Below are 20870 nucleotides of genomic sequence, written 5' to 3'. Positions count from 1 at the left end.
TGCGAGAACCATTCGATGAAAAAGCTTTTTAACTATGCAGCACTGTTCCTCGTCGCGAGCCTGAGCGCCGTCGTCCAGGCTGAAGAAATTCGCGTGATGACTTCCGGCGGGTTTACCGCAGCCTACAAAATCCTCGGCCCTGAATTCGCCAAGTCCACCGGCAATACGCTGGACACGGCCCTCGGCCCGTCCATGGGCAAGGCGCCGGAAGCGATCCCCAATCGCCTGGCTCGCGGTGAACAGGCCGACGTGGTGATCATGGTCGGCTACGCGCTGGACGACTTGATCAAGCAAGGCAAAGTCGACCCCGCTTCACGGGTGGAACTGGCGGATTCACGCATCGGCCTGGTGGTGCGAGCAGGCGCGGCGAAACCGGACATCAGTTCGGTGGAGGGCCTGAAAAAGACCCTGCTTGATGCGCAATCGGTGGCCTATTCCGACAGCGCCAGCGGTGTGTACATCGAGGAACAGTTGTTCAAGAAACTGGGTATCGAAGACCAGCTCAAGCCGAAGTCGAAGATGATCCCGAAAATCCCCGTGGGCTCGGTGGTTGCCACCGGTGATTACCAACTGGGCTTCCAGCAGGTCAGCGAGTTGCTGCCGGTGCCGGGGGTGAGTTTTGTGGCGAAGATTCCCGAGTCGCTGCAGTCGGTGACCCGTTTCGCCGCTGGCATTCCGGTGGGCGCACAACACCCGGCGCAGGCCAAGGCATTGCTGGATTACCTGGCCTCCCCGGCGGTTCAGCCGCAAGTGCAAGCCACCGGGCTGGATTCGGTCAGCCGCTGATCGTCGGTGGCTGGACTTTCATTTCCACCACCAGCCGTTCCAGTTCCAGAGCCGCCGGGGTCAAGGTTCGACCCCGGCGCTTGATCAGGCCGACACTGCGCATCACCTGGGGATCGGTCAGCGGCACCCGGGTCAAAATCGGATGATCCTCCGCCGGCATTGCCATCAACGGCACCGCCGCCACGCCCAGCCCTGCTTCCACCAGACCGATCATCGTCGTGACGTGACGGGTTTCGCAGATGCTCGGCCGTTGCGGCACTACGCCGGCCAGTGCTTGATCCAGCAAAAAGCGATTGCCCGAGGTTTTGTCGAGGGAAATGTAGTCCTGCTGGTAAAACTCGTCCCAGGTCACGCTGCTGCGGCCGGCTAATGGGTGATCGCGCCGACAGGCCACCACGTAGCCTTCCTGCACCAAAGGTTCGAAATCGACCTCGGCTTCGAGGGTGCCCATGAAACTCAAGCCGAAATCCGCCTCGCCGTTGACCACCGCGCTGAGTACATCGTGAGCGCTGGAATCGAGGACCTTGACCTTGATTCGGGGAAATTGCCGGTGGTAATGGGCGATCACCCGCGGCATGAAGTAGTACGCCGCCGACGGCACGCAGGCAACGGTGACGTGGCCGAGCCGGGTCGAGGCGACTTCGCTGATGCCGAGCAGCGCTACGTCCAGATCGTCCAGCAGGCGTTCGACGCTGGGAATGAAACCGCGCCCGACCTGGGTCAGGCTGACTTTGCGGGTGGTGCGTTCAAAGAGTTTTACACCGAGGGCGTCTTCGAGCTTTTCGATGCGTCGGCTCAAGGCTGGCTGGGAAATGCGCACCGTGTCGGCAGCCTTGCGAAAACTGCCCTGCTCGACCACAGCGCGGAAGGCTTGCAGGTCATTCAGGTCGAAGTTGATGGCCATGAGAGGCGCTCTGGGGCAGGTTGATTGATCAGCTTATCCTATTAGTCTGGATAATTGATGTTGCCAGTGAGGACGCCTTCGCGAGCAAGCCCGCTCCCACATGAGGCTCTGCCGGGCACAGATGATGTGTACGGCACAGATCCAATGTGGGAGCGGGCTTGCTCGCGAAGGCGGTGTGTCAGGCAACTTGATTTCATCTGCAAGGCTGACGCACGCAGCCTCAGCATTTATCCTTGTCACCCCCGCCGTACCGAGTCTATGGAGTTTTGCCATGCCCCATGAAGGCAATCTGTTGCAAGCCGCTGTCGTGTTTCTGTTCGCGGCGGTGCTCACCGTGCCTTTGGCCAAACGCCTGCAACTGGGCGCGGTGCTGGGTTATTTGTTTGCCGGGGTGATCATCGGGCCGTCGGTGCTGGGGTTGATCGGCAATCCGCAGAGTGTCAGCCATATCTCCGAGCTGGGCGTGGTGTTGCTGCTGTTTATCATTGGTCTGGAGTTGTCGCCGCGACGTTTGTGGGTGATGCGCAAATCGGTGTTTGGCGTTGGTCTGGCACAAGTGCTGCTGACCGGGTCGGTGATTGGCGTGCTGGCGTTGTTTGTGTTCGGCCAGTCGCTGAACAGTGCGATTGTGCTGGGCCTGGGCCTGGCGTTGTCGTCTACCGCGTTTGGCCTGCAAAGCCTCGCCGAGCGCAAGGAACTGACCAGTCCTCACGGGCGGCTGGCGTTCGCAATCCTGCTGTTCCAGGACATCGCCGCCATCCCGTTGATCGCCATGGTGCCGCTGCTGGCCGGCGGTGATCACACCACCAGTGCGGCGCAAGATCTGAATCACGGCTTGCGGGTGTTGGGCAGTATTGCGGTGGTGGTGATCGGCGGGCGCTATCTGCTGCGGCCGGTGTTCCGGGTGGTGGCCAGGACCGGTCTGCCGGAAGTGTCCACTGCCACGGCGTTGCTGGTGGTGATCGGCACTGCGTGGTTGATGGATCTGGTCGGCGTGTCCATGGCGTTGGGCGCGTTCCTCGCCGGGTTGCTGCTGGCGGACTCCGAATACCGTCATGAACTGGAAGCGCAGATCGAACCGTTCAAGGGTTTGCTGCTGGGGCTGTTCTTCATCAGCGTCGGCATGGGCGCCAACTTGAGTCTGCTGCTGAGCGCACCGATCACGGTGCTGGGGCTGACCCTGCTGCTGATCGCCATCAAGTTGCCGCTGCTGTTTGTCGTCGGACGGCTGGCCGGTGGTTTGGGCAAGGTCAGCGCGATTCGCCTTGGCATCGTGCTCGCGGCCGGCGGTGAATTTGCGTTTGTGGTGTTCAAGATCGGGCGCGATCAGGGCTTGTTCGAGCCGCGCCTGTACGACCTGCTGGTACTGACGATTACCTTGTCCATGGCCGTCACGCCGCTGCTGTTGCTGCTGTGCGCGCGGCTGTATACGCCGAAAGTGCAACCGGTGGTGGTGCCGGAGAAATTCCGCGAAATCGACACCGACGCCCCGCGGGTGGTGATTGCCGGCATGGGCCGGATGGGCCAGATCGTTTCGCGGATTCTGCGCGCGCAGAACATCAAGTTCGTGGCGCTGGATACGTCGGTGGAAACCATCGAACTGTCCCGCAGCTTCGGCGGTATGCCGGTGTTCTACGGTGACCCGATGCGCCCGGAAATCCTCAGTGCGGCGAAGGTCGAGCAGGCGGAATATTTCGTGATCGCCACCGACGACCCGGACACCAATATCAAGACCGCCGAAGTGGTACACCGCTTGTACCCGCACATCAAAATCATCGCCCGGGCGCGCAACCGCCAGCACGTTCACCGCTTGGTCGACCTCGGCGCCGAGGCGATTCGGGAAACTTACTATTCCAGCCTGGAAATGAGTCGGCGCACGCTGGTTGGCCTCGGGCTGACCCAGGCCCAGGCGGATGCGCGGATCAAACGCTTCAAGCATCACGATGAACAGGTGCTGGAAGCGCAGCACGCGGTGTATGACGATGCGGCGAAAGTGCTGCAAACCGCGCAGGAAGCCCGGGCGGAATTGGCCAAGTTGTTTGAGTCGGATCAGTTGGAAGAGCAGGCCTCGGGTAAGGTTTGAGGCCTTTCGCGGCAGTGAGGTCGCCTTCGCGAGCAGGCTCGCTCCCACAGGGGGCTGGGTTGAACACGAAATAAGTGTACGACACAGATCCAATGTGGGAGCGGGCTTGCTCGCGAAAGCGGTGTGTCAGTCAACGATGATGTTGACTGACACGGCCTCTTCGCGAGCAAGCCCGCTCCCACAAGGGGTCAGGCGGTTTCCAGTGCTTTCACCTCAACCGCGCCTTTCACTTCAAACCGATCCGCCAGGAACGGTGTGATGTCCAGCGGCAGCGGCTCGTGGTTCACCAGTTTATCCAGCAGCACCCCGGTAATCGCCGACGTCAGGATGCCGGTGCGGAAATGCCCGCAGGCATTCAGATACCCTTCCACCCCTTTCATCGGTCCGAGAATCGGCAGTTCATCCGGCGAACCCGGACGCAAACCGGCCCAGGTGCGTTTCAGATTCACGTCCGCCAGTTCCGGAATGCAACGCACCGCGCCTTGCACCAGCCCGGCGATTTCCGGGTAGGTGGTGGTGACGTCGAAGCCTTTGTCTTCGGTGGTGCTGCCGATCAGGATTTCGCCGTTGTCCTTCTGCGCCACGTAGCAATCGCTGGTGGTCAGGCAACCGCGCAGGATCTTCGGCATGCGTTCGGTCAACAGGATCTGGCCCTTCACCGGGTTCACCGGGATGCGAATGCCGGTGGCCTGCTCGCTCAGGTCCGCCGCCCAGGCACCGGCCGCATTGATCAGAGTGTCGCAATGAAACACCCCGGCCTCGGCGGTTTGCACGCCAGTCACCCGCGAACCGTGGTGCAACACCCCGGTGACGTTGGTGTTGAAATACATGTCCACGCCGTTCTGCCGCGCGCCCTCTGTATAGGCATCGGCCAGGCGGAACGGGCTGACCTGGTGATCGCAAAGAAACTCCAGCGCCCCCCTCGCCTCGTGGCTGACGGCCGGCTCGGCTTCGCGCAGGGTGGCCTGGTCGAGCCAGCGCACCTGATCCGCCAGGTGCGGAATGCAGGCGACGATATGCTCGGCGTAGAGCCGGTCTTCGTCGTCGTAGATCACGAATTTCAGCCCGGTCTTCTCGAACTTGAAATCCATCCCGTGATTGTCCTGCAACTCCTTGTGCAACGCCGGGTACATCGCGTTGGACTGCAAGGCGAAATCAAAGAACGACTGCGGCAGGATGTGCGGCGTGCTGGAGTCCACCACCACCGCCGAACCGTGGGCTTCGCGCTTGCGATTGGCCGACATCATCCGAAAGAAAATCACCCCGCAACCCAACCCCACCGATTCGCCGATGGCCCACAAACCGCCGGCCGAGGCCCGGGTCGCATTGCCCGGACGCTTGAAGTCTATCAGCGCCACCTTGAGGTTTTTACGCTTGGACAATTGATAGGCGCAGGACGCCCCGATCACACCGCCGCCGGCGATGACCACGTCATAGAACTTACTCATGATGGACGGCCTCCGTGGCGGCGTTGTGGAAGGCTGAAAACGGTATCGGATCGATGGGAAAACGCGGTCGCAACCAGCCCACATCCTGGCGCCCGGTGGCCTCACGCAACCGGTCGCTGCAATAACCGACGCACATCCGGCCCTGACAATCGCCCATGCTGACCCGGGTGCGCATTTTCAGGCTGGCCATGTCTTGCACGCCTTGCTCCAGCGCCCGGTCGATGTCGGCGCGGGTTGCGTGTTCGCAACGACAGATTACGGTGTCAGCAGCGGGCAATGCGGTCTGCCCGGCACCACGTTCGGTGTAGCGATCCACCGCCGCTCGGAAGCGCACGATCGACTTGAGTTTCGACAGGTAGCGGTCACGCCTGACCAGTGCCAGTTCCGTGTCCAGTACGTCCCGTTGCAACAGGATCGACAGCGCCGCGATCCGCCCCGCCAGCATTGCCGCTTCGCCACCGCGAATCCCGCCCATGTCTCCGGCCAGATGCACGTGGGGTTCGTTGCTTTGCTGCCAGATATTGGCGCTGGCCCGCAGGTAACCGTCGTCACTGAAGCCGTGGTTCAGGCCCATTTGCTGGCTGAGTTGAGTGCGCGGGATAAAGCCGTAGCCGACCGACAGGGTCTGCGCGGCAATCGTTTCGGCGCGGTTCAGGTCCGGCTCCCAGGTGCGGGAATACGGCGCCACGGTGACGGTTTTCAACTCGCCGTCGCCCTGGGCCGCGACCACGCCCCAGCCGTAATGCATGGGAATACCATGCAACTTCAGGAACGCCAACATGCTCAAGCCGTCGAGAAACAGCTGCGGCTTGTTCAGCAGCGCCAGGCTTTCCCGAGCGATCTTGCCGAACGCGCAGGCCTCGTAAACCCCGACGACGGTGACGCCAGAGGCGTGCAGCTGACACGCCACCAGCGGCAACAACGGACCGGTGCCGGTAATGACCACCGGCCCCTGGGGCTTGACCACGCCACTCTTGATTTGCAGTTGCAGGCCACCCAGCAGAATCACACCGGGCAAGGTCCAGCCGGGAAACGGCACGCTGCGCTCATGGCAACCGGCCGCCAGCAGCAGTTGCGGATACTCGATTTCGTGCAAGCGCTCGTCGCCATCCAGCACCACCAGTGCGCGCGTACCCTCGGCACCGACTACGCGGTGATTGAGTCGCACATCAATCAGGCCCGACTGCTCCTGGAATTCACCGTGCAATCGGCTCAGGATTTCCGAGTAGCGCGGCCCCAGGTAATCGAGCTGAACGCCATCGCGCAACGGCCCGCGATAGACCACACCGCCGAGTCGCGAGGCTTCTTCCAGCAAGGTGCAACGCACGCCATGCCGGGCCAGTTCAATGGCCGCGGCCATGCCCGCCGGACCGCCGCCGACGATCACCGGATGCAGGCTCATAAAACCTCCTGCTCGACGATGCGATTGACCTGGGTTTCGACGATCATGCCGTCACGCGCGAGGGTCTGGCAGGCGCGACGCTTGTGCCGGCCATTGATTTTCACCAGGCAGCACTGGCACACACCCATGCCGCAATAGGCGCCGCTGATTTGATCGTGATCGTTACGAGCTACCTGGCGCAGACCAAGGGATTGAATGACTGTGAGGACGGTTTCGCCGATGGCGGCGCTGACCGGTTGGCCGTTGATGTGCAAAGTCATATCCGCCCTGACCAGCGGCTGGATATCGAAGGTTCTGTCTAAGCGTTGCATTGCGATGTTCTTCCGTGAAAGGTTCAGGTGGGTTCGTCAGCTCCATGCTGCACTACACCTTGCTGGCCAACTGAATACACAACAACGAGGAGGTCTGCATCAGTACTTCGACAACGCAACAGCTGCGCATAAAAGCACTGTAGTCGGTGTCGCAGCGGGGGCTTGGAGCTTTTACGTTAAGCGATATTTCAGAATGAAATATTGATCCACGCCGGTGAAAACGCCCCCGCTCCAGTCCGGGCCTCAGTTGGAAAACACGAACTGTCCCTTGATTTTTTTCGGGCCGATAAATGCCAGGTCGGGGAACAACAGTGTCTTCAGGTAAGCCACGAAAAACACCATACCCAGGGTGATTGCGGCGCCGATCAACGTCGATGCAGGGTCCTCGGCAAAGTCTTTGAACAATCGTGGAAACTGGCTGAGGGAAAGGATCACGTAGACGGTGTAGAACTGCGCCTGATTCTTGTAGAAGCCGTAGGCGAACCACAGTGGAACGAGCCCGGCAAACAGGGTGAAAAACACCGTCGCCTTGGGCCCGATCATCGACCCCAGGAAGAACCCCGCCACTGCACCCAACACGGCTTGGGCGAGCGTGAGGCCAAGCAGTATCTTGATCTTGCCCTGATGTTGCGCGTTACGCGCCGGGTCCGGGTGCGAGCCGATCCAGTAGGCCAGCACGCGGTCCTTGATCGCCCCGCCGGAGAACGCCTTGAACGTCTCGGTCCTGGAGCGCCCGGCGTCGAGCATCGCCACGATTTGCTGTTTGATTTCCTTCTTGTTCAACCTGATTCTCCCTGACACAACACAGATAAATGTGGGAGCGGGCTTGCTCGCGAATGCGGTGTGCCAGTCAACATCAATGCTGAATGTCCGACCGCATTCGCGAGCAAGCCCGCTCCCACAAAACAGATAAATCGCGTTACATATTGCCCCAGAAAGCAAAACGCCGCTTCTACCAGAGGCAGAAGCGGCAGAGGCATGAGCCTCAGAGGGATCAGTGCATGAACAGTGCGATCAAAATGATGATCGGGATTGGCACGCCAAGAAAGAACAGAAGTAGTGAGCGCATGATGATTCTCCCGGGTTAGCGAACTGGTGGCAGAGTGGTGGTTGTCACGTAGGCATCCGATTCCAGATACACCACGGCATCCCGACGACGACCGCCATAAGTCGCGGCAAGGCTGGCGAAGAACGCACCGGCCAGCAGCGCGATAAACATCCACAAAGCGGTCCAGGCAGCGACTTTGGCGGCGGTATCAGCGGCTTGTTGAGCGGCAACCTTGGCGTCGGCAATGGCTTTCTGGGTGCGAGCGTAGACTTCGTCCACACGACGTTCGGCGTCAGCCTGGGTCAGGTTGGTGCGCTGGGCGACCAGTTGGGCGAGGTAGGTCCGGTCTTCGGCGGCCAGTTGACCGTTGTTGCTCAGGCTGCGCACAAAGATGCGGGTCACGGTGCCACGGGCGGCGTCATCGCTGACAGCGGCCGGACGATCGTCGCGGAACAGGCTATCGACGAAGTAACCGTACTGGTCACTGTTGGTATTCGCGGCAGCAGTGCCCGCGGCTTGGGTCATGGCACTCGCAGCGCCACCGGCGACACTCGCCCCGGCCTGCACACCACCACTGACGATGCTGCTGACCGAGCCGACCACCAAGGTCGCGGTCACCAGGGTCGCTACGCACCAGGCCAGGAAGCCATGGGCCGTGTCACGGAAATAGACTTCATCGCCGTGCATGTTGGCCCACTTCACCCGCAGGCGACCGGCGATGTAACCACCGAGTCCCGAAGCGACGATTTGCGTGACTGCCAGCCAGATGATCGTTGAAATGCCCAGGCCCTTGGCGCTGACGCCCTCGTTGGCCCATGGTGAGACAGCCGAAAAGCCCAGACCGAAGCCGAGCAGTACCAGAATCAGCGACAACGCCGCTGCGGCAGCAGCCCCGGCGAAGATCGCGCCCCAGGACACGCCCGAGAGCGTGCTTGACTCTTCTGCGGCAGGATAAAAACCCTCTGAGGATCTATTCATTATTGTTCAGCTCCAGGCATGAAAGATGGTGTTACAACTCTTCGAGAGAGGAATTGCAGACACCGTGCCAGTCACCAACTTTAAATAAATCGTTTTATATCAACAGGTTAAAAATCCTAAAAATCTGAGGACCATGCATTTTGCAATAGCTGCTTAATATCAGCGGGTTTTATGCATTGGGCTCATGCCCTCATTGGGGCTACTTGCGCTTGTAGCTTTTATTACCACTCGGAGTCAGGCAATACACGCCGCCTCGAGGACCGGTGCAGAACGAACTCGTGCCGCATGCGCAACCGTCGCTGCTCTGCAAAAGCGATTGGGGACGCGCCTGGCTTTGGCCGCCATACATCGCTGAACAACTCTTCTTCGAAGCGCTGATAGAGCCGTCATTACACAAAAACAGCTCGCCATCGCAGCGATCAATGCCGCCCTTCTTCCCTGAACATGGGGTATTGCCGGCCCAGGTGGCGCAGCTGATCACGCTCAGCAACAGCACCAACATCGGCATCCAGCCACGACGAATCAACGTGCGCACAGTGCAACTCCTGTCAAAGTCATGGCCCGATGATATCAACCTTCCACGCAAATAAACGCCGCTCGCGCAAGGTTCCTCAAGCAACATGAAAGTTAATTTAATAAGCCGCGCGCATTTCTTGGCAAAATGCCCTCATTCTGTAACGAACTGAATAGCAGGCCCGCCCTATGACCCGCATCTTGACCATCGAAGACGACGCCGTGACCGCCCGCGAGATCGTGGCTGAATTGAGCAGCCACGGTCTGGACGTGGATTGGGTCGACAATGGCCGCGAAGGCTTGGCGCGGGCGGTCAGTGGCGACTACGACCTGATCACCCTCGACCGCATGCTTCCGGAGCTCGATGGCCTGGCCATCGTCACCACGCTGCGGACCATGGGCGTGGCCACGCCGATCCTGATGATCAGCGCCCTCTCCGACGTCGACGAGCGTGTGCGCGGCCTGCGTGCCGGCGGTGACGATTACCTGACCAAGCCGTTCGCCACCGATGAAATGGCGGCGCGGGTCGAAGTGTTGCTGCGCCGGCAGAACACGGTCAGCGCACAAGCCACCACGTTGCGGGTGGCGGACCTGGAGTTGAACCTGATCAGCCACGAAGCCAGCCGCGACGGTGAACTGCTGACGCTGTTGCCCACCGAATATAAATTGCTGGAATTCCTGATGCGCAACACCGGGCAAATCCTCTCGCGGATGATGATTTTCGAGGAGGTCTGGGGCTATCACTTCGACCCCGGCACCAACCTGATCGACGTGCACATCGGCCGCCTGCGCAAGAAGATCGACCCACCCGGCAACGTCCCACTAATCCGGACTGTGCGAGGCTCGGGGTATGTCATTGCTGAACCCCTCTAAAGGCTGGCGCTCTTCCAGCAGCCGCTTGCTGGCGCTCTACAGTTCACTGTTCGTGGCCTGGAGCGGGATTCTGATGGGGGTCATGTATTACGAGGTGTCCGGCTACCTGGACAACCTGGCCAAGCACTCGTTGATGCAGCGCCAGCATCTGTTCTCGCGCTTTCAGGGCGAGCAACTGGTGGACGCTCTCGCCGCCAGCATGACCTTCGACATCCGCGGCATCGACGCCTATGGCCTGTTCGACGCCCAGCATCGCTACCTCAGCGGAGCGCTACGGGAAATCCCGGCGGAGCTGCCGCTGGACGGCCGGATTCACATGCTCGGCAACTGCGCCGAGTCCGACGACCCGACCCTGCCTGCCGACAGCTGCGACGCCGTGGCCACGCCAACCCTCGACGGCCGCTGGCTGGTGCTGGTGCGGGACAACGGTTCGTTGTTCGCCGTAACCCAGATCATCCTCCACGCGTTGTTCTGGGGCGTGTCCCTGACCATCCTGCCCGGCATCGCCGGTTGGCATCTGTTACGCCGCCGTCCGTTGCGACGCATCCGCGCCATCCAGGCCAGCGCCGAAGCCATCGTCGCCGGTGACCTGACCCACCGCCTGCCCCTGTCCAATCGCCGCGACGAATTGGACATGCTCGCTGCCATCGTCAACGCCATGCTCGAACGCATCGAGCGCTTGATGAACGAAGTCAAAGGTGTGTGCGACAACATCGCCCACGACCTGCGCACCCCGCTGACTCGCCTGCGGGCGCAGCTCTACAGGATTCAGCAACAGGCCGACGACGGTTCGCCCCTGTCGCAACAACTGGATTCGGTGCTAGCCGAGGCAGATACGTTGATGGCGCGGTTTCGCGGTCTGCTGCGAATTTCCGAGCTGGAGGATCGCCAGCGGCGTTCCGGTTTTGTGCAGCTCGATCCCGTGCCATTGCTGCGGGAACTGCATGACTTTTATCTACCCTTGGCGGAAGAAGGCGAACTGACGTTCCAACTGCAACTCCCTGAGTCCCTGCCGACCTTGAATGGCGACCGGGCGCTGCTGTTCGAAGCCGTTGCGAACCTGCTCAGCAACTCGATCAAATTCACCCCGCCCGGTGGCCAGGTGATTTTGCGCGGGATTAATCAGGGCGGACATACAAGGATCGAAGTGCTCGACTCCGGGCCGGGTATTCCGCCATCGGAACGGGAAGCCGTGTTCCAGCGATTTTATCGGGCTGAGGGTGGGAATCAGCAGAGTGGCTTCGGACTGGGACTGTCGATCGTCGCGGCGATTGTCAGCCTGCACGGCTTCACCCTGGAAGTCGGCACCAGCGACAACGGCGGCGCGCGGTTGGCCCTGGATTGCCGGCAAAACCTGATCCCGCAAACCTGACAGACACAACGAAAATCCCCGGTGGGAGCGGGCTTGCTCGCGAAGGTGTCGGGTCAGTCGACATCTTTATCGCCTGACATTCCGCTTTCGCGAGCAAGCCCGCTCCCACAGGAGACCTGCTGCGAACGCAAATTTTGTGCATGGCGGTGATCTATTGTGGGAGCGAGCCTGCTCGCGAAGGCGATTTACTATTCAGCCTTGATGGTGACTGACACACCGCATTCGCGAGCAGGCTCACTCCCACAGGGGATCTGCGGTGTTCGCTAAATTTGTGGGAGCCCCCAATCTACTGTGGGAGCGGGCTTGCTCGCGAAAGCGGTGTGCCAGGCGATAAAGGTGTCGACTGACACAATGCGTTCGCGAGCAAGCCCGCTCCCACAGGGGTTGGTGGTGGGGTTTAGGCCGGGTAGTTGGCCCGCAGGGCTTCGAGGCCGCCCTGGTAGATGCCGTTGAACAGCGCTTCGACTTCTTCATCGGTCACGCCTTTGGCGGTGAACCGACCGGACCAGGTGACGCGAGCACCCTGCCCTTGTGCTTCAACACGCAACGTCGCCAGGTAATCGGTGGCCGGGAACGGGGCTTGTTCGATCGAATAGCTGTAGGTTTTGCCCCCGTTGTCGAACGCTTGCAGGCGCTCAACCACCACGGCCCCATCCGCGGTTTGCAGGCTGCGCACACGGCCGCCTTCGCTCAGTTCGCTTTTCACAATGAACGGCAGCCAGTCCGGCAGCGAGTCAAAACCGCCGATCAATTGCCAGACCTGATCGGCCGAAGCCGGGATGTCGATAGTTGCTGATGCAGTTGCCATAAATGAGCTTCTCTCTTTGAATTCAGTTCAGATTGCCATGCTGTCGACGACGCCGCCATCTACCCGCAATGCCGCGCCGGTAGTGGCCGAGGACAGTGGCGAGGCGATGTAAGCCACCAGGTTGGCGACTTCTTCGACGTCGGCCACACGCTGGATGATCGAGCTCGGGCGGGCCTTGCGTACGAAGACGTCGGCTTCTTCCCGGGCGCTGCGGCCAGACTCGGCGGTGGCGTCCTTGAGCATTTGTTCCAGGCCGTCGGTGAAGGTCGGGCCGGGCAGGATCGCGTTGACCGTCACGCCAGTGCCAGCCAGGCGTTTGGCCAGACCGTGGGACACAGCCAGGTTGGCGCTTTTGGTCACGCCATAGTTGATCATGTCGGCCGGGATCGCCACCCCGGATTCCGAGGACAGGAAGATCACCCGGCCCCAACCATTCTTGACCATCTCGGGTGTGTAATGCCGGGACAACCGCACGCCGGAGATCACGTTGACTTCATAGAAGCGCGTCCACTCGCTGTCCGGCGCGTCGAAGAAATCCACGTCGTCGAAGATCCCGAGGTTGTTCACCAGGATGTCCGCCCGGGGTTCGGCGGCGAACAATTGCTCGGCGCCTTCAGCGCTGCCGAGGTCGGCGGTCAGGCCACGCAATTGCGCACCCGGCACGCTGTCGCGAATGCTCGCCAGCGCCTGCTCAACCTTGGCCGAGTCGCGGCCGATCACCACCACCGTGGCGCCGCACTCGGCCAGCGCCTTGCTGATGCCCAGGCCAATGCCGGCGGTGCTGCCGCTGACGATGGCGAGTTTTCCAGTCAGATCGATTTTCATGCTCAACCTCCAATGATTGGCAGTGGTGCGCGTTTGGAAACCAGTTTCGCGTCACGCAATGCCTGCCAGAACGCCGCAGGAATGACCTCCGACAACGCGGCCACATCTTCCGCGATGCGGTCAGGACGGCTCGAACCCGGAATCACTGCCGCTACCGCCGGGTTGGCCAGGGAGAATTGCAATGCCGCCGCTTTGATACTCACGCCATGGGCCGCTGCAATCCGCTTGATCTGCTCGACTTTGTTGATGATCGCCGGGCTCGCCTTTTGATATTCGAAGTGCGTACCGCCGGCCAGGATGCCCGAGCTGTAAGGGCCGCCAACCACGATCTCGACGTTCTGCGCCAGGGCCGACTCCATCAAGCGTTGCAAGGCACGGTCATGATCGAGCAGCGTGTAGCGACCGGCCAACAGGAAACCGTCCGGCTGGGCTTCGGTGAGGTCCAGGGTCAGTTCGCACGGCTCGACCTTGTTTACGCCCAAACCCCAGCCCTTGATCACGCCTTCTTCGCGCAAACGGGTCAACACTTTGAACGCGCCGGTGCGGGCCTGGTTGAAGTATTCCAGCCATTGATCGCCGTAGAAATCCTGGGCGATGTCGTGAATCCAGACGATGTCCAAACGGTCTGTTTGCAGGCGCTTCAGACTGTCTTCGATCGAACGCATCGTCGCGTCGGCGCTGTAGTCGTTGACGATTTTGTTCGGACGGCCGTGTTCGAATACGCCAGCCTTTTCGCCGAGATCACGGGCGGCGGTGTCTTCGATTTCATCGAGGATCACCCGGCCAACCTTGCTGCTGAGCACGTAGTCGTCGCGGTTGTATTGGGCCAACGCGGTGCCGAGGCGGATTTCCGACAGGCCCGAACCGTAGAACGGCGCGGTGTCGAAGTAACGCACGCCGGCATCCCAGGCGGCGTGCACGGTGGCCATCGCCTCTTCTTCCGGGATAGCGCGGAACATGTTGCCCAATGGGGCGGTGCCGAAACCCAGGGTGCCGGGCAGTTTGTCTTTCAAGCTCATGGGTGATTCCTCTTGAGTGTCGAGGTCAGCTTTGGTGACCGTTGAGCCGATCGTAGATTGCAGCGGTCGGACCGTCCAAGACATAATGCGCAGTACTTGAGTCCCCAGAGGTCTGACATGATCGACATCCGCCAATTGCGCTACTTCGTCGCCGTCGCAGAGGAAGAACACGTCGGTCGCGCCGCCGAACGCCTGCACATTTCCCAGTCGCCCCTGAGCCGGCAGATCGCCCAGCTCGAAGAACGCCTGGGACTGACCCTGTTCGAGCGTAGCCAACAACGCATCCGCCTGACCCGCGACGGCCAGACCTTCCTGGCCGAAACCCGCGCCTTATTGACCCACGCCAATCGTCTGGAATCGTTGGGCAAGCGCCTCGGTCGCGGTGAAGAAGGCGGCTTGTGCATCGGCTATATCGAAAACGCCATGCATGCCGGCGTGCTGCCTAATGCCCTGCGCGTGTTGCGGGTGGACCGGCCGAATGTGCACGTCGCGCTCTATAACTTGAGCTCCGCTGAACAATTGGAAGGCCTTCGCCAGCGTAGTCTGGATATCGCCCTCGTGAGTGAGCCGCCCGTCGCCGACGACCCGGACCTGTTAGGTTTTCAGGTGCTGGATGACCCCATGCTGCTGGCCTTGCCTGAAGATCATCCGCTGGTTCAGCAGGCGGTACTGACTCCGGAAGATCTGGCCAATCAGGAATGGATTGGCGTGCAACACCACCACAATCTCACCGGCCGCGAAAACTTCGTCAGCGCCTGCATACGCGCCGGCTTCACCCCGGACATCCGCATGGAAGCCACCGGCCCCTTCACTGCATTGGCCCTGGTGGCCTCGGGACTGGGCATCGCCATGATTCAAAAAGGCCTGAGCCGCAATGCACCGCCCGGCGTGGTACTGCGGGAAGTGCCGTGGATTTGCTACACCCGACCGCTGTGGGCGGCGTGGCACCGGGTTAATTTGCGGCCGTTGGTGGAGACGTTCAGGAAGGTTCTGACTGAACCGGATTCATCGCAGCAACCACCATCTCCTGTGGGAGCGGGCTTGCTCGCGAAGGCGTCGAGTCAGGCAACATCTGCGTGAACTGACACCCCGCATTCGCGAGCAAGCCCGCTCCCACAGGGGGCATTGCGGTGTTTGGTGGAATGATCGTTCCCTCGCTCCGCGTGGGAATGCAGCCCGGGACGCTCCGCGTCCCTTTCCAGAGCTGGAACGCGGAGCGTCCCTTGAGGCATTCCCACGCAGAGCGTGGGAACGATCAGGCCAGCAGCCGATTCACCACCCGCTCAGCCAACGCCAGGCAACTGGTCAACCCCGGTGATTCAATGCCGAACAGGTTCACCAACCCCGGCACACCGTGCTCCGCCGGGCCGCTGATGATGAAGTCTGCGGCCGGTTCCGTCGGGCCAGTGATCTTCGGCCGGATGCCGCTGTAGGCCGGTTGCAGACTGTCATCCGGTAACCCCGGCCAGTACCGACGGATCGCCTGGTAAAACCCATCCGCCCGACGCGGATCGACGCGGTAGTCGATGTGATCGACCCATTCCACATCCGGGCCGAAACGCGCCTGGCCACCCAGATCCAGCGTCATGTGCACACCCAAACCAGCACTTTCCGGTGCCGGATACACCAAGTGCCGAAACGGCGCCCGACCGCTAAAGCTGAAGTAACTGCCCTTGCACAAACGCGCTTGTGGAACGTGCTGCTGTGGCAAGCCGCTGATCCGGCTCGCCACCTCAGGCGCGGACAACCCGGCGCAATTGATCAACTCGCGGCAGGTCAACGTCATCGGTTGCGCACCGCCCATTTGCAGTTCGAAACCTTGCTCGATACAACGGGCCGCCAGCAGTGGCGTATGAAACGCAACCGACGCGCCCGACGCTTCCGCGTCCCCTTGCAGCGCCATCATCAGGCCATGGGAATCGACAATGCCAGTGGACGGCGACCAGAGCGCGGCGACGCAGGACAAGTCAGGTTCCAACTCCCGCGCCTGTTCGGCATCGAACCATTGCAAGTCATCGACCCCGTTGCGCAAACCCTGCGCCAGCAACCGCTGCAACGCTGCTCGCTGATCCTCATCGGTGGCAACAATCAACTTGCCCAGCCGCTGATACTCAACGCCGCGCTCATCGCAAAAGGCATACAAGCGCCGCTTGCCCTCAACACACAGTTGCGCCTTGAGGCTGCCACTCGGGTAATAAATCCCCGCATGAATCACCTCGGAATTGCGCGAACTGATGCCCACGCCAATCCCCTCGCCCGCCTCGACCACAATCACTTCGCGCCCGCTCAAGGCCAACGCCCGAGCCACCGCCAGGCCGACCACACCGGCCCCGACCACCACGCATTCGATATCGACGCTCACCTGCCCTCCGCTCATTTCACGCCAGACCCCGTTCTCGATAATCGATCAGGCTGGAGAAAATCGCCAGCAGCACGGCCATGACCACGAAGAAGATCAGCACCAGGAAATACGAGCCGGTGAACTGCACGATCAGACCAATCAGGATCGGCACGATCACCCCGGCCATGTTGCCGCAGAAGTTCATGGTGCCGGCCAGCACGCCGGTTTTCGAGGTGCCTCCGAGGATCGACGGAATGCACCAGTACATGCCGCACCAGCGAATGAAAAACATCGCCACGCAGAGCAAGCCGATCGCTTTGCTCGCCTCGTTCGCATAGGCCACCGCCAGCATGCACAGCGCCGCCACCAGTGCCGAACCGCTGAACATGCTGCGCATCACCAGGTTGGGCGAGGCGCCGCTGGATTTCCATTTATCGCCCAGATAACCGCCCACCAATTCGCCAACAAAGCCGCACATGAAGATCAAGAATGTCGCGCCGCCCATGCTCGAAATGTTCAGGCCGTGGGTCTGGTGCAGGTAGCTCGGCATCCAGGTCAGCAAGCCGTAGAACACGCTGAGGATGCAGCAGTAACCGGCGAACATCGCCAGCACCGAGCGGTCCTTGAGCAATTCCTTGAGAGGAATGCTGGTGACCGCGCCGGGTTGGCTGGTCTGGCGATTGCCTTCAGTGATGTGCGCCAGTTCCGCAGCGTTGACGCCGGGGTGTTCGCTGGGGTGGTTGCGGATGTATTTCCAGGCCAGTACACCGGCGAGCATGGTGCCGACACCGGCGATCACAAACGCAATGCGCCACGAGTCGAACCAGCCGATCAGGCCCGCTATGATGATCGCGCCAAACGCACTGCCCAGCGGTGCACCACCGTCCACCAGTACGGCGCCGCGCCCGCGTTCGTTAGGGGTCAGCCAGGCACCGTTGAGCTTGGCCCCGGCGGGCATGATCGGCGATTCGGCGATGCCCAGGCCCATGCGCGTGATCAGCAGGAGAATCCAGTTGTGCGCGCCGGCGGCCAAGGCCTGGAATGCCCCCCAGGCCACGGTCGCAATGACGATCACACGGCGCGTCTGGAAGCGATCCAGCAGCATCCCGCCGGGAATCTGCATCAACGCGTAGGACCAGAAAAACGCGCTGAGCATCAAGCCTTCCAGTGCGGGCGGGATCTGGAATTCACTGGAAATCAGCGGCAACGCCACCGACAGTGAGGCGCGGTCGATGTAGTTGATTGCGGTCAGCAGCAACATGATCAGGAAGATGCGCCAGCGCACGCTGGTGGGACGTTCGGCGGCGGACAGGGAAAGGGTTTCGGCACTCGGGTTGTTCATGAGGGGCGCTCTTTATTGTTGTGGATGCAAGCGGCCCAATACCTGTCTGTGAAAATGCAAAACCTGTGGGAGCGGGCTTGCTCGCGAAAGCGGAGTGTCAGTCGCCATAGATGTGCCTGACACACCGCTTTCGCGAGCAAGCCCGCTCCCACAGGGGGATCTTCTTCACTGACAGGCATTCGGCAAGCAGCCCCACTCTAATCACGCGCCCTCAGGGTGAATAATGATGGGATCTGATTGGGGGATCACCAAACGTCATCCCCCGAAAAGATCAGAACGTGCCGGGGTAGCTGCCGCCGTCCAGCAACAGGTTTTGCCCGGTGAGAAAACCGGCCTGGGCGCTGCAGATGAACGCGCAATAGGCACCGAACTCATCGGGCTGGCCGAAGCGCTGGGCCGGCACGTGTTTGCGCCGTTGTTCGCTGATGCTTTCGACACTGGTGCCGTTGGCGTCAGCCGCAGCGCTGAGGGTTTTGTGCAAGCGCTCGGTTTCGAACGGCCCCGGCAGCAGGTTATTGATCGTCACATTGTTGCCGGCCAGCTTCGACTGACGTGCGAGCCCGGCGATAAAACCGGTGAGGCCGCTGCGAGCGCCGTTGGACAAACCCAGCACATCGATCGGCGCCTTCACCGCGCCGGAGGTGATATTGACGATGCGCCCGAAACCGCGCTCGGCCATGTCATCGACGCAGGCCTTGATCAGCTCGATGGGCGTCAGCATGTTGGCGTCCAGCGCCTTGAGCCAGTCTTCGCGCTGCCAGTCGCGGAAGTCACCGGGTGGCGGGCCGCCGGCGTTGTTGACCAGAATGTCCACCTGCGGACACGCCGCCAGCACTTGTTCGCGCACTGCCGGTTCGCTGATGTCCCCGGCCACGGTGCGCACTTCGACGCCCAGGCTGCGCAATTCTGTAGCGGCGACCTGTAAGGCGTCTTCGCCGCGCGCGTTGATCACCAGGTTGACGCCCTCCTTCGCCAAGGCCCGCGCGCACGCCAGGCCCAAGCCTTTGCTGGCGGCGCAGACGATGGCCCAGCGGCCTGAAATTCCCAAATCCATGACGATGCTCCTGACAGTTGGAAAACCCTACGTTACCACTGCTGCCCGATACCTCAGGGGATGACAAAGGGTGATCAGCGGATCAGACCTTTTCATTATCAGCCGCCCGCCCCGCTTATTACTGTCTCCCGTCCAATAAGAAACCGGAGACACCCATGAACCCGTTCCAGTTTTATTTCCCCACGACCTTGAAGAGCGGCAACGGCCTGGTGCGTCAGGCCGGCGTATTGCTCAAGTCGCATGTTCGAAAAAAGCTGCTGGTGGTCACCGATCAGGGGCTGATCGCATCCGGGGTGATGGAAAGCTTTTTCGCCTCGTTGGCAGAAAGTGCCATCGACTATGAAGTGTTCTCGGGCGTCGAACCCAACCCCACCACCGACGTGCTGGAACGCGCCGTGGCCTTCCTGAAAAGCCACGAGTGCGATGCCGTGATCGGCGTCGGTGGAGGCAGCAGCATCGACACCGCCAAGGGTGTGGCGGCCATGGCCACCAACCCCGGCAACATCCTCGACTACGAAGGCTACGACAAACTGCTGCACCCGCCGCTGCCGATTTTCGCCATCCCGACCACCTCCGGCACCGGCAGCGAATGCACCGCGTCCACGGTGTTCACCAACACCAAGACCCTGTTCAAGACCGTGATCATCAGCCCCGCGCTGTTTCCGAAACTGGCGATTCTTGACGCCGAACTGACCCTCAAGTTGCCACCGTCGATCACCGCCGCCACCGGCATGGACGCCCTGACCCACGCCATCGAATCCTACGTGTCGAAGCAGGCCAACCCGGTGAGCCAGGCCCTGGCCCTGCAAGCGATCAAGATGATTTGCACGCACCTGCCCAAGGCATTCTTCACCGGCTCCGACCTGCACGCGCGGGAGCAGATGCTGCTCGGTTCGTTCCTCGCCGGCGTCGCGTTCGCCCAGTCGAAACTCGGCAACGTGCATGCGATCTCCCACACCTTCGGCGGCGTGTTCAACATCCCCCACGGCATCGCCAACGCGACGCTGCTGCCCTACGTCATCGAATACAACCTGGCGGCCTGCCCGGAGCTGTTCCGCGAGATCGCCATCGCCATGGGCGAGGACGTCGATGGCCTGAGTCCTGCCCAAGCGGGCCGCAAAGTGGTCGGGCACGTCATGGCGCTGAACCAGGCCATCGGCATCCCCGCCAACATCAAGGACCTGGGCGTGGACCTCGACTACATGGCGCAGATGGTCAGCGACTCCATGCGCAGCGGCAACGTGCTGGTCAACCCGCGCCTGACCACCGCCGCCGACATCGAACGGATCATCAACAACGCCTACCACGGCACTCATTCCTGAAGAGACCAACCCCATGTTTTACGAAATGCGCACCTACACGATCCAGATCGGAAAAATGCAGACCTACCTCAAGCACTTCGAGGAAAACGGCCTGCCGGTGATCTCCCGTTACGCCAAGTTAGTGGGCTGGTGGTACACGGAAATCGGCGAGTTGAACCAGGTAATTCATATCTGGGCTTATGAAAGCCTGGATGAGCGGATCAAGAAGCGTGCGGCGCTTTATCAGGATGCGGATTGGCTGGAAGGGTTTGTGCCGATTGCGTTTCCGATGCTGGAAAAAATGGAATCGAAACTGCTGATCGCGGCGGATTTTTCACCGATCAAATAATCCCTGACCAACCACAATTTCCCCCTGTGGGAGCGGGGGGGGGGGGGGGGGGGGGGGGGGGGGGGGGGGGGGGGGCGGGGTGGGCGAGCGGAGCGGGGGCGGGGAGGCACCGC

General features: G+C 61.3%; 20 protein-coding genes. 7 read left to right on the top strand and 13 right to left on the bottom strand.

Annotation, left to right across the window (positions count from 1 at the left end; all coding sequences use genetic code 11):
- The first annotated feature begins 15 nt into the window (after positions 1 to 15).
- Entirely contained in the window at positions 16 to 786 is a 771-nt protein-coding gene (locus ACIQY3_RS02670) for a substrate-binding domain-containing protein (protein ID WP_403016980.1), read from the top strand.
- On the opposite strand, the gene ACIQY3_RS02665 is transcribed toward ACIQY3_RS02670, so the two are convergent.
- Positions 776 to 1690 carry a LysR family transcriptional regulator gene (locus ACIQY3_RS02665; protein WP_403016978.1) on the bottom strand — a complete coding sequence of 305 codons (915 nt, stop codon included), beginning with the start codon at positions 1688 to 1690 and terminating at the stop codon, positions 776 to 778. The two genes, ACIQY3_RS02670 and ACIQY3_RS02665, sit on opposite strands and share 11 nt — an antisense overlap.
- Positions 1691 to 1961: 271 nt before the next feature.
- On the opposite strand from ACIQY3_RS02665, the gene ACIQY3_RS02660 reads away from it, so the two are divergent.
- Positions 1962 to 3773, top strand: a complete 1812-nt coding sequence (locus ACIQY3_RS02660; protein WP_403016976.1) for a monovalent cation:proton antiporter-2 (CPA2) family protein — start codon at positions 1962 to 1964, stop codon at positions 3771 to 3773.
- Positions 3774 to 3961: 188 nt separating this feature from the next.
- On the opposite strand, the gene hcnC is transcribed toward ACIQY3_RS02660, so the two are convergent.
- The 6 genes from hcnC to ACIQY3_RS02630 form a co-directional block, all read right to left on the bottom strand.
- Positions 3962 to 5221, bottom strand: coding sequence for a cyanide-forming glycine dehydrogenase subunit HcnC (gene hcnC / locus ACIQY3_RS02655; protein ID WP_403016974.1), 1260 nt, complete (start codon positions 5219 to 5221; stop codon positions 3962 to 3964).
- Complete coding sequence (gene hcnB / locus ACIQY3_RS02650) at positions 5214 to 6623, bottom strand: cyanide-forming glycine dehydrogenase subunit HcnB (protein WP_403016972.1); 1410 nt, start codon at positions 6621 to 6623, stop codon at positions 5214 to 5216. Before hcnB ends, hcnC begins: the two co-directional genes overlap by 8 nt.
- Positions 6620 to 6934 carry a cyanide-forming glycine dehydrogenase subunit HcnA gene (gene hcnA / locus ACIQY3_RS02645; RefSeq protein WP_403016970.1) on the bottom strand — a complete coding sequence of 105 codons (315 nt, stop codon included), beginning with the start codon at positions 6932 to 6934 and terminating at the stop codon, positions 6620 to 6622. The genes hcnB and hcnA overlap by 4 nt, the downstream gene beginning before the upstream one ends.
- 243 nt (positions 6935 to 7177) lie before the next feature.
- Positions 7178 to 7717, bottom strand: coding sequence for a hypothetical protein (locus tag ACIQY3_RS02640; RefSeq protein ID WP_403016968.1), 540 nt, complete (start codon positions 7715 to 7717; stop codon positions 7178 to 7180).
- 301 nt (positions 7718 to 8018) lie between these two features.
- Complete coding sequence (locus ACIQY3_RS02635) at positions 8019 to 8960, bottom strand: hypothetical protein (RefSeq protein WP_403016965.1); 942 nt, start codon at positions 8958 to 8960, stop codon at positions 8019 to 8021.
- A 199-nt stretch (positions 8961 to 9159) separates the two neighbouring features.
- Positions 9160 to 9462, bottom strand: coding sequence for a hypothetical protein (locus tag ACIQY3_RS02630; RefSeq protein WP_403017638.1), 303 nt, complete (start codon positions 9460 to 9462; stop codon positions 9160 to 9162).
- A gap of 200 nt (positions 9463 to 9662) precedes the next feature.
- Here ACIQY3_RS02630 and ACIQY3_RS02625 point away from each other — a divergent pair, with 200 nt between their 5' ends.
- Together ACIQY3_RS02625 and ACIQY3_RS02620 are read left to right on the top strand one after the other, a co-directional pair.
- The gene (locus ACIQY3_RS02625) at positions 9663 to 10346 is read left to right on the top strand and encodes a response regulator transcription factor (protein ID WP_054054468.1); all 684 of its coding nucleotides are present in this window, start codon (positions 9663 to 9665) and stop codon (positions 10344 to 10346) included.
- Entirely contained in the window at positions 10324 to 11718 is a 1395-nt protein-coding gene (locus ACIQY3_RS02620; RefSeq protein ID WP_403016961.1) for a sensor histidine kinase, read from the top strand. Before ACIQY3_RS02625 ends, ACIQY3_RS02620 begins: the two co-directional genes overlap by 23 nt.
- Before the next feature lie 397 nt (positions 11719 to 12115).
- On the opposite strand, the gene ACIQY3_RS02615 is transcribed toward ACIQY3_RS02620, so the two are convergent.
- The 3 genes from ACIQY3_RS02615 to ACIQY3_RS02605 are packed head-to-tail and all read right to left on the bottom strand — an operon-like array spanning position 12116 to position 14370.
- Positions 12116 to 12526, bottom strand: coding sequence for an SRPBCC family protein (locus ACIQY3_RS02615; RefSeq protein ID WP_403016959.1), 411 nt, complete (start codon positions 12524 to 12526; stop codon positions 12116 to 12118).
- 27 nt (positions 12527 to 12553) lie between these two features.
- Positions 12554 to 13351, bottom strand: a complete 798-nt coding sequence (locus ACIQY3_RS02610; RefSeq protein ID WP_403016957.1) for an SDR family NAD(P)-dependent oxidoreductase — start codon at positions 13349 to 13351, stop codon at positions 12554 to 12556.
- A 2-nt stretch (positions 13352 to 13353) separates the two neighbouring features.
- Positions 13354 to 14370, bottom strand: coding sequence for an aldo/keto reductase (locus tag ACIQY3_RS02605; RefSeq protein WP_403016955.1), 1017 nt, complete (start codon positions 14368 to 14370; stop codon positions 13354 to 13356).
- A gap of 117 nt (positions 14371 to 14487) precedes the next feature.
- Here ACIQY3_RS02605 and ACIQY3_RS02600 point away from each other — a divergent pair, with 117 nt between their 5' ends.
- A complete protein-coding gene (locus tag ACIQY3_RS02600; RefSeq protein WP_403016953.1) occupies positions 14488 to 15450 on the top strand; it encodes a LysR substrate-binding domain-containing protein in 963 nt (320 codons plus the stop codon).
- Positions 15451 to 15625: 175 nt separating this feature from the next.
- On the opposite strand, the gene ACIQY3_RS02595 is transcribed toward ACIQY3_RS02600, so the two are convergent.
- The 3 genes from ACIQY3_RS02595 to ACIQY3_RS02585 all read right to left on the bottom strand — a co-directional run bounded on the left by ACIQY3_RS02595 (position 15626) and on the right by ACIQY3_RS02585 (position 19107).
- Entirely contained in the window at positions 15626 to 16732 is a 1107-nt protein-coding gene (locus ACIQY3_RS02595) for an NAD(P)/FAD-dependent oxidoreductase (protein ID WP_403016951.1), read from the bottom strand.
- A 16-nt stretch (positions 16733 to 16748) separates the two neighbouring features.
- Positions 16749 to 18053 (bottom strand): MFS transporter, encoded by a 1305-nt coding sequence (locus ACIQY3_RS02590; protein WP_403016949.1) that lies wholly within the window; start codon positions 18051 to 18053, stop codon positions 16749 to 16751.
- 271 nt (positions 18054 to 18324) lie between these two features.
- Positions 18325 to 19107 (bottom strand): SDR family oxidoreductase, encoded by a 783-nt coding sequence (locus tag ACIQY3_RS02585; RefSeq protein WP_403016947.1) that lies wholly within the window; start codon positions 19105 to 19107, stop codon positions 18325 to 18327.
- 155 nt (positions 19108 to 19262) lie between these two features.
- Here ACIQY3_RS02585 and ACIQY3_RS02580 point away from each other — a divergent pair, with 155 nt between their 5' ends.
- Positions 19263 to 20429 carry an iron-containing alcohol dehydrogenase gene (locus tag ACIQY3_RS02580; protein ID WP_403016945.1) on the top strand — a complete coding sequence of 389 codons (1167 nt, stop codon included), beginning with the start codon at positions 19263 to 19265 and terminating at the stop codon, positions 20427 to 20429.
- Between the two features lie 13 nt (positions 20430 to 20442).
- Positions 20443 to 20757, top strand: coding sequence for an NIPSNAP family protein (locus tag ACIQY3_RS02575; RefSeq protein WP_054615203.1), 315 nt, complete (start codon positions 20443 to 20445; stop codon positions 20755 to 20757).
- Positions 20758 to 20870 lie beyond the last annotated feature (113 nt).

The organism is Pseudomonas sp. NPDC096950 (assembly GCF_044762525.1).
GTDB lineage: Bacteria > Pseudomonadota > Gammaproteobacteria > Pseudomonadales > Pseudomonadaceae > Aquipseudomonas.
This window is presented reverse-complemented; position numbering and strand designations above follow the sequence as displayed.

Excerpts from the sequence above, each read along its gene's own strand:
- ACIQY3_RS02630 (WP_403017638.1), bottom strand. The coding sequence starts at position 9,462 with ATGTTGGTGCTGTTGCTGAGCGTGATCAGCTGCGCCACCTGGGCCGGC.
- ACIQY3_RS02625 (WP_054054468.1), top strand. The coding sequence starts at position 9,663 with ATGACCCGCATCTTGACCATCGAAGACGACGCCGTGACCGCCCGCGAG.
- ACIQY3_RS02615 (WP_403016959.1), bottom strand. The coding sequence starts at position 12,526 with ATGGCAACTGCATCAGCAACTATCGACATCCCGGCTTCGGCCGATCAG.
- hcnA (WP_403016970.1), bottom strand. The coding sequence starts at position 6,934 with ATGCAACGCTTAGACAGAACCTTCGATATCCAGCCGCTGGTCAGGGCG.
- ACIQY3_RS02635 (WP_403016965.1), bottom strand. The coding sequence starts at position 8,960 with ATGAATAGATCCTCAGAGGGTTTTTATCCTGCCGCAGAAGAGTCAAGC.
- ACIQY3_RS02580 (WP_403016945.1), top strand. The coding sequence starts at position 19,263 with ATGAACCCGTTCCAGTTTTATTTCCCCACGACCTTGAAGAGCGGCAAC.
- ACIQY3_RS02610 (WP_403016957.1), bottom strand. The coding sequence starts at position 13,351 with ATGAAAATCGATCTGACTGGAAAACTCGCCATCGTCAGCGGCAGCACC.
- ACIQY3_RS02575 (WP_054615203.1), top strand. The coding sequence starts at position 20,443 with ATGTTTTACGAAATGCGCACCTACACGATCCAGATCGGAAAAATGCAG.
- ACIQY3_RS02665 (WP_403016978.1), bottom strand. The coding sequence starts at position 1,690 with ATGGCCATCAACTTCGACCTGAATGACCTGCAAGCCTTCCGCGCTGTG.
- hcnB (WP_403016972.1), bottom strand. The coding sequence starts at position 6,623 with ATGAGCCTGCATCCGGTGATCGTCGGCGGCGGTCCGGCGGGCATGGCC.
- ACIQY3_RS02585 (WP_403016947.1), bottom strand. The coding sequence starts at position 19,107 with ATGGATTTGGGAATTTCAGGCCGCTGGGCCATCGTCTGCGCCGCCAGC.
- ACIQY3_RS02605 (WP_403016955.1), bottom strand. The coding sequence starts at position 14,370 with ATGAGCTTGAAAGACAAACTGCCCGGCACCCTGGGTTTCGGCACCGCC.
- ACIQY3_RS02670 (WP_403016980.1), top strand. The coding sequence starts at position 16 with ATGAAAAAGCTTTTTAACTATGCAGCACTGTTCCTCGTCGCGAGCCTG.
- ACIQY3_RS02590 (WP_403016949.1), bottom strand. The coding sequence starts at position 18,053 with ATGAACAACCCGAGTGCCGAAACCCTTTCCCTGTCCGCCGCCGAACGT.
- ACIQY3_RS02620 (WP_403016961.1), top strand. The coding sequence starts at position 10,324 with ATGTCATTGCTGAACCCCTCTAAAGGCTGGCGCTCTTCCAGCAGCCGC.
- ACIQY3_RS02660 (WP_403016976.1), top strand. The coding sequence starts at position 1,962 with ATGCCCCATGAAGGCAATCTGTTGCAAGCCGCTGTCGTGTTTCTGTTC.
- hcnC (WP_403016974.1), bottom strand. The coding sequence starts at position 5,221 with ATGAGTAAGTTCTATGACGTGGTCATCGCCGGCGGCGGTGTGATCGGG.
- ACIQY3_RS02600 (WP_403016953.1), top strand. The coding sequence starts at position 14,488 with ATGATCGACATCCGCCAATTGCGCTACTTCGTCGCCGTCGCAGAGGAA.